This is a genomic window from Paenibacillus ginsengihumi DSM 21568, assembly GCF_000380965.1.
GTDB lineage: Bacteria > Bacillota > Bacilli > Paenibacillales > NBRC-103111 > Paenibacillus_G > Paenibacillus_G ginsengihumi.
Genome location: NZ_KB905660.1, coordinates 1 through 6,173, shown reverse-complemented (window position 1 = coordinate 6,173; position 6,173 = coordinate 1). Strand labels below are relative to the sequence as shown.

Annotated in this window: 7 protein-coding genes; all 7 read right to left on the bottom strand. The window is 46.5% G+C overall.

Features of this window, described 5'->3' with window-relative positions; translation table 11 throughout:
- Window positions 1-541: 541 nt before the first annotated feature.
- Window positions 542-1,150 carry an ATPase gene (locus tag F591_RS0126440; protein ID WP_026326930.1) on the bottom strand — a complete coding sequence of 203 codons (609 nt, stop codon included), beginning with the start codon at window positions 1,148-1,150 and terminating at the stop codon, window positions 542-544.
- Window positions 1,143-1,322: a hypothetical protein gene (locus F591_RS0126435; protein ID WP_019537557.1), complete on the bottom strand. Its 180-nt coding sequence runs from the start codon at window positions 1,320-1,322 to the stop codon at window positions 1,143-1,145. Before F591_RS0126435 ends, F591_RS0126440 begins: the two co-directional genes overlap by 8 nt.
- Window positions 1,323-1,473: 151 nt before the next feature.
- The gene (locus F591_RS0126430) at window positions 1,474-3,183 is read right to left on the bottom strand and encodes an SWIM zinc finger family protein (RefSeq protein WP_245581144.1); all 1,710 of its coding nucleotides are present in this window, start codon (window positions 3,181-3,183) and stop codon (window positions 1,474-1,476) included.
- 142 nt (window positions 3,184-3,325) lie between these two features.
- The gene (locus F591_RS0126425) at window positions 3,326-3,622 is read right to left on the bottom strand and encodes a nucleotide exchange factor GrpE (RefSeq protein ID WP_156829718.1); all 297 of its coding nucleotides are present in this window, start codon (window positions 3,620-3,622) and stop codon (window positions 3,326-3,328) included.
- Window positions 3,623-3,650: 28 nt separating this feature from the next.
- A complete protein-coding gene (locus tag F591_RS0126420) occupies window positions 3,651-4,289 on the bottom strand; it encodes a UPF0158 family protein (RefSeq protein WP_007781149.1) in 639 nt (212 codons plus the stop codon).
- 12 nt (window positions 4,290-4,301) lie between these two features.
- Window positions 4,302-5,435 (bottom strand): DUF6155 family protein, encoded by a 1,134-nt coding sequence (locus F591_RS0126415; protein ID WP_019537554.1) that lies wholly within the window; start codon window positions 5,433-5,435, stop codon window positions 4,302-4,304.
- A 78-nt stretch (window positions 5,436-5,513) separates the two neighbouring features.
- Window positions 5,514-5,900 (bottom strand): type II toxin-antitoxin system VapC family toxin, encoded by a 387-nt coding sequence (locus tag F591_RS0126410; protein ID WP_026326929.1) that lies wholly within the window; start codon window positions 5,898-5,900, stop codon window positions 5,514-5,516.
- Window positions 5,901-6,173: the final 273 nt, after the last annotated feature.

Sequence of the window (6,173 nt, the reverse complement as noted above, 5' to 3'; positions counted from 1 at the left end):
ATTCTTTCATTGCGCCGCGACGCTCATTCGGCATGGCCGCTCTGTCATACTAAAGCTTGGGAAGGACTTTTCCAGCCGTTATGTCTGGAAACGAATCGAGGTTCGAGTGGCGCAGTTAGAATGATGATAGCAAAATTTTACATGGAAATAAGGACTGCCTCTTCATTGGGGAGGGGGAAAGACCATCCGCCGCAAGCTTCCGTCTCCATCAGGCATGGGAAACTCCTACATTTTTACATCTTAAGTCGCCATTGCTTTAGCATCTTGCATTGATCTTATGCGCTTTCGAAATTCAGGATTAATATTCTATTAAATGCCGCTTGTCTAAAACCCATTACTATGCTCAACATAGACTAAAATGATATTTATAGTACACCGAACGCTTCCTGGACAAAATGCATATCGTGATCCCTTGAAACAAGACTAAGCCAATAATCTATTGAGATGGCTATGTAATCGCAGCTGGTGTTTTAGGCTTGCGGCCTTTGCTTTATGTAATATTCGTTTTTGTCAAAATTGCACGTAAAAATTATTAAGCCGTTCATTTTCCTGTTTGTAAGTTAAATTCATTTAACTGATCCTTAATCTTTTGCACCCACATTGGGAGAGATTCTGCCTGATATTTCAGGACGTTATGTTCTGCATGTAAAACAATTTCACCGGACGCTCCGCTGTTGTCAATCACAATCAAATGATCAATAAGATGGAAGTGAGTCAGAAGATTTTGCATGGATGTGGTTTGTCTCCGAACGATGTCTTTAGTCGGTATATGATGTCCACCGGTTTGAACTCTGGCGGCAACACGTTCGATATTGAGCCGAACATCATTTAGACCCACATAAAACATCGTCACTTCAAAGCCGTTCGCCTTGGCATCCCGTATCAGTCGAATAGCATTGCCGCCAGCCAAAGTCGTTTCTAACGAAAAATCTCGTTTATGCTGAATACATTCTCTCGCAAGCTTAATCGCTTCTTTGCCCGCGGATACTTTGCGGCGATCCGGATGGTCAGAATCAATGCCGCGAGCTAAAGCGTCGGGATCTATATTGACACTGATACCAAGCCTGTCCACTATCAGATTGCGAATGGTGCTTTTGCCGCTGCCGTTATTGCCGGCGAATACAACCATCACTGTGGAGTACTCATTCATGATGAACCCCAGGATTGTCGATTGGCTCGATCACACCGTTTGAATATTCTTTGACAATCTGGCCTTTTTCCGTTTGATAGACAATGTAAGTCCCGTTCGCTTTTGCATCCAGTTTCGCGCGATCGCCCGTAAGTTTGATCAGTTTTTGCAAATCTTGAACACGATCCATCATTGATCACCACCGAATCCGTCTCCATTTAGACATTATTATAACATATTCGATTATGATCAAAATTACAGGTTTCGCATACCGGTTTGTCCACCCTCATCACAAAAAAATCCGCTGTGCACAAACCGCGTGACTTCTTATTCCATTATAAAGTTCAAAAACGGATCTTCCCCAACTCCTCCCGGAAAGCCGGTCTTCGCGGAAACCTGGTTAACAATTTTTGTGTGACGGTGAACGCTTCTTTCCGTCCGCCAACCTGTTGAAGCATTCGAATGATCCGGCAAACATCGGCGTAATCTCGCCTGTCTCTGGATTGATCCGCCCGGAATTCGATATATGCCACGAAAAGCGCCTTCACCTCCTCCGGGTAATGCGGAAGCAATTGCTCATAGAACGATTCAATTCGGTAAGGTGCCTTGCGGACATGTTCCAAAAGCCGTGCGAACATCTCCTCTTCCACCAGGATTTGGGTATACGTATGCTCTCCCCTCGGGCTCTGCTCCAATTGATCTAACATATCTTGCAGATACAAGGACCATTCTCCCTCATCCGAAAATGTATCCTTCACAGACCGGTAATAATCATATTCTCCGTTCATGATCAGCTCCATCCCGAGTTTCCGCTGCTGTTCGACTTGTCCTGTGCGATGGTATGCCTCATACCGATATTTCTTCCAGCGATAGACGAGCCCCGGCAGCCCCTGATCTTGAGCTTCCCCGGCCTCCGCCAATCGGATCGCTTCCTCGGCATCGCCTTGCTCAAGCGCCGCACGAATCGCAATCTCCCGGATTTCCGGGAAATGCAGATGTCTATACAAATAAGCTTTCGCCTGTTCTTCATCTGAACGTTCCAATATTTGACCATATCGGAGCACAGCCACCCGCTCGTCTGCGTACCTCTTCGACCAATTGCTCCCGGACATATGACCCAGGAGCGAATCCGCCGCATCATCCCATTGATGTTGCATCTCTTCCGACTCGATCAGCGCGCCCGCCGCCTCGAGGAGCGCGAGCTGCCAATCCGGCCATCCGTCATAATAAGGTTGATGTATCTCCTCCAACAACCGACGGAAAATCTTCATGCGTTCTTCCGCCGGAATATGATGGCGATCCTGAACCAGCTTGAAGATCGATTCCAGACAGCTTTCGATCACGATCCCGACTCCACCGTCCGAATCGTCGGCGGACTGCAATAATTCAATCATCTCTTCGATGATGCAAAACAGAATCGCCAGCCCGTGCAACCATCCCCCTTCATCGAAGGCGGCGAGAACCTTTTCAGCGACGATCTCCGCACCTTCCACCGCGCGGCTTACGTTCCGCCAAGACACAAAGCCATGATCATCCGAATATGTGTCAATGTAGGATCGAATCAACCGTCGGCAGGCGTCCAACTCCTGATCCGCGCCCCTTTTCGACAAATGAATTCTAATGCGCTCTTCCGCGGTATATGAATCCGATGCAATCGAGAGCAGCAATTCGATTAATTTCTCCTTGCTCTCTGCTTCCAACAGTTGCCGGAGAGAAGGCTCCGGTGAAGATGCCCCGTCTGCTTCTCTATTCTTAAGCTCGAGGAATACGGCGACTTGATGCTTGCATACCGGCCCGAAATCGTACGGACAATCGCATTCCGATTCCATTATGTTGTTCTCGTTGTCTAGCCTTACATAAACCTCATAATCCTCGTACCCGCGCACAACCGCAGTGTACTTTTCATCGGCAATGGACTTCAAGGAAATTACCCGTCCTTCGGACGCGTATTCCTTCCCTCTGTGTACAACTGCAGGATCTATGTATCTGGAAAAATCGGATAAATTCAAGAGGACCACCCCCTTTGGATGCTTCTTTCCATCTTGGAATTCCAATAGTCGATGAACACCTGATAAGATCGCACCGTGGTAAAGAAGGGAATATGTTGGTCTGCCGCAGCGTCTACATATTCATCTTTTAGAAATGGTGACAGCGACACAGGTCGTATATCGGTTGCCATTTGGAAAATAATCCTGCTCATTTGTTGCTTTTATGCTTAAGGATGTATGTTTTAGCCAAGTGGTTTAGATGGCCAACAGCAATTGAATTGGGATCACTCGGGTCATGCTTCTTCTGCATGGCACGTTCAAATTCATCAATCATCTTTGCAAAATCGCATACATTCTGCTCAAGACCAAATAAGCGTTTCATGTCTCGATAGTGTCGAAAAAAGACTGCTTTAGCTTGATCATTGGGATAACCTAATTGTTGAAGTTCCGAAATGACCGCTTGAGCATACAGCTTAATCATCGTCTGTCTTGTAGAACGTTTCACCGGTATCCCCTGCCCAAACATTTCTTTATTACTCGAGAATCAACTTCACTTCAATGGATTCGAACCAATCAGAAACACGTTTGCGATTCTGCTCTTCAACAAACTGGTAATACCGCTCTAACTGCTCGCTGTCGGAAGATAACGCATCCTTGAATCTTCGGAATATTCTCTTGCCGCCGCTTAATATGTGCATCAAAGTGGATTGCAGCTTTTTATCTTCAACCGTTTCCGCAAAATCAACCATGTCGGTATATCCTTCATCCGACTCCCGTTTCGGTATCCGAAAGTAAATTTCATTAAAGCCTTCTTCAATGATCTCGCTTAATTCTTCGTCCTCTTCATCCCGGTCAAACGTTCGCAACATGACAACATCTCCAGTTTCGATATTCAGGAAGGACTCTATTCCTTCTACGTACATGTCGTATGCATCCACAATCTCCTGAAACTGCTGCTTGGTCAATTTCAATTCTTTCATAGGTTCTCCCTCAGCTACTGTCGCTTTGATCAACTCGCCGCGTTGTTCCGCCTCATATTCCTCCCACGTGATTCCATACGGGAAGCCTCCATCCGTATATCCGGCGATAAAATAGAAATTCTCGTCTTGCTCCAACAGCCCCGTGAATTCCGCTTTCTGACCGGTCCGCTTATTTTTCTTCCTGCCGCGCATTAAGTTCCCCACCTAAATCCATCTTATTTGAGCGTGCAGATTAGCCAAATTGTCATGAAAACCCCAGCCGATCCCTTCTGTTTTCGAAACAACGGCTTCGAGACGTTCCTCGAATTCGTCGAACAACTCGGCTGTTTCATCTTCATTTACTTGATCAATGATATCGGCATACATGGACACCATGCTGTAGTAGAAGCGTTCATCAATATCCCCGTAGCTTAGGGTGAAATCAACTCCATTTTCAACGTAGACCAGCTTCAATTCCAGGGCGTACCTGGAATTTCCAGTCAATCTCTCGAATTCCGAAATCGCATGTTTCGCTTCCTGGAGTCTCAGCTTGCCAAATCCCCGCTCAGGGAAAAACTCTTTCTCAACCTTCTTGCAATACTCTTGAAAGAGAGACTCTACTGCTTCATCGCCCAGTATTCTTACAGCAAGAAACTTCTCCATATCTTTGCTGGCGCCATAACAAGCCTTCACCAAATCGATAAGCTGGTCGCTATTTAGCTGCTTCAGATGCTTATTCAGAGCAGACTTCGTCAGCTTCACAGGCTTTTTCCCTACCGGCCGCTTAACCAGTGACTTGGGGATCAGCTTGTCCTTCTGCCGCTCAAGCTCCTGATTCACTTCTTCGCAGGAGAAATGTTCGGGATCATATCCTTCTCGAACCCAGCCTATAAAATGATCCCGCTCCGGATGATTGGGAGTAAGCAGTACTTCCAGCATATGCTGATGCCCCCACACGCCTCCCACATCTTCCTGCGGACAGCCGCGGGCACCATCTAGACACAAGGGTGCCGGGTCGGATGTCGATGCGTCGATTTTGATCAACGTAACCGTGTGCTGCCAATCATCTCCAAAATCATACACGTATGTAAATACGGTGTTTTCTTCGTGAACATGCTTCTGAACGATTTCCCTCCGTGCATTCAGCACCTCGCGGTCTTCTATATGCTCGAATGTCGGATCGGGCAGACCGATCACCTTTTCTTTCACATGAAACTCGTATAAATGGTAATTTTCCCAACCCATGACCGATTGGATGATTTTGTGAAGCTGATGAAACGTCACGTCCGGATGAAATTGAAACTCCCGCCAAATCTTCGGGGCAATCTCATTCAGTTCGATTCTGCATCTATAAAGCATGATCGTCTGTTCTCCTTTTAAGTATTCCGAGTATATAAACAAACCCACTGTATCTCGGTTGGAATTACAATGGGTAGGCTAAATGGTAAACAGCGGCAAACCGAATGCTTCCCGAACAAAGCTCATATCGTGGTCCCTTGATACAAGACCAAGCTGGTGCTCAATAGAAGTTGCAATAATAATTGCGTCCGGAGTTTTAAGCTTCCGTCCTTTCGACTTTTGTTCCCTGCGTATGTCCCCGGCAAGTCGGGCAACACTGGAACTTACCTCAATACATCTTCGTGAATTAAACAGCTTGATTCCTTGCAAACGATAAGCGGATTCCAGCCCGCTAAACACTTCGCACTCCGTAATGACGGAGAAATAAATCGACATCCGATCGTCACTGGCTTGCCGAACAAAATCCAACGCGGCATGCTCACCAGCCAGCAGTGCAATGGCGATATTGGTATCGAGTACCTGAATCCGTGACCTTGCTTTAGCCCGAGTTGCTGATTTGGTATTTTGTGGATTTCTTTGGTGGTTTATCAGGAACAGGGACTAATATCGAATGATCATTTTGTGCCTTTCAGTCTGCCTCATTCGTTTTTAGGCATGCCAAATAAGCCTGTCTTTTTGCAGGTATTCCATTTTTTACGAACGGCCCGTCGCTTTTTAAACAAATGCTTGGTAGATGCGTCTTGCGGTGAGAAACCAAGGACTGTTGCTGCCATAGTTAAGAGCGATTCTGCCTGCATG

Bases quoted from the DNA above. Each gene is read 5' to 3' on its own strand.
- F591_RS0126440 (WP_026326930.1), bottom strand. From the start codon at position 1,150: ATGAATGAGTACTCCACAGTGATGGTTGTATTCGCCGGCAATAACGGC.
- F591_RS0126435 (WP_019537557.1), bottom strand. From the start codon at position 1,322: ATGATGGATCGTGTTCAAGATTTGCAAAAACTGATCAAACTTACGGGC.
- F591_RS0126420 (WP_007781149.1), bottom strand. From the start codon at position 4,289: ATGCGCGGCAGGAAGAAAAATAAGCGGACCGGTCAGAAAGCGGAATTC.
- F591_RS0126415 (WP_019537554.1), bottom strand. From the start codon at position 5,435: ATGCTTTATAGATGCAGAATCGAACTGAATGAGATTGCCCCGAAGATT.